Genomic DNA, 978 nt, shown 5'->3' with positions numbered 1-978 from the left:
CCGATGACGGCGGCGAGCAGTTGCTTGCGGAAGAAGTATGAGCCGGGGAGGGACAGCTCAAGCGCCTTGATCATCGAGGCGGAGTAGACCATCACCAGGCCGAGCACCAGGATCAGCAGGCCGGCACCGACGATGAGGTAGTACGCCGTCAGCGGCCGGTCCCAGGCGCGGCGCACCTGGTCGTGGAGGAGCCGCGCCCGCCGGAAGGGGTTGTTGCCCCGCGGTCGCGACGACGCCGTGGCTCGGCGCGGGGCGGCGGGGCGGCGTGCCGTCTTCGTGGCGCCGCGCCCGCCCCTGTCATTGGCCGGCATGTCCCTGTCCCCTCCACGGGCCGTACGACCGGCGGTTGCTACTGACTGCCGTCTGCGGCCAACTCGCGTACCGCATCGGCAAAGGCCTCGCCGCGCTTGTTGTAGTTGGCGAACATGTCCATCGAGGCACAGGCCGGGGCCATCAGTACGGTGTCCCCCGGCTTCGCGAGCCCTGCCGCTTCACGGACCGCCGCCGACATCGCCCCCGTGTCGCGCGAGGGCTTCGGCGATCAGTGCCCGCTCGGCGCCGATCAGGACGACGGCGCGCAGACGCCCGGCCGCCCCTGTGACCAGTTCGTCAAAGGCCGCACCCTTGGCGAGGCCGCCCGCGATCCAGACGATCGACTCGTATGCGGCCAGGGAGGCCTGCGCGGCATGGGTGTTGGTGGCCTTGGAGTCGTCGATGTACGCGACCCCTGCGACGTCCGCGACATGCTCGATGCGGTGGGCGTCGGGGCGGAAGGCGCGCAGTCCGTCCCGTACGGCCGCCGGATCCACGCCGTACGCACGGGCGAGGGCGGCCGCCGCAAGGGCGTTGGCGATGTTGTGCGGGGCCGGTGGGTTGATGTCGGCGACCTCGGCCAGCTCCTGCGCGTTCTTCTGCCGGTTGGTGACGAAGGCGCGGTCCACCAGGATGCCGTCCACCACACCGAGTTGGGAGGGGCCG

2 pseudogenes are annotated in these 978 nt (G+C 71.3%); both read right to left on the bottom strand.

The features are described from left to right. Positions 1 to 311, bottom strand: a pseudogene (locus J0695_RS39360) (cell division protein FtsW); the annotation flags it as partial. 38 nt (positions 312 to 349) lie between these two features. After that, positions 350 to 978: pseudogene (locus J0695_RS39355) on the bottom strand (glutamate ligase domain-containing protein); the annotation flags it as partial.

It is taken from the genome of Streptomyces beijiangensis (assembly GCF_017315755.1).
Lineage (GTDB): Bacteria > Actinomycetota > Actinomycetes > Streptomycetales > Streptomycetaceae > Streptomyces > Streptomyces beijiangensis.
The sequence above is the reverse complement of the archived record's forward strand: the minus strand, read 5'-3'. Positions and strand labels throughout refer to the sequence as shown.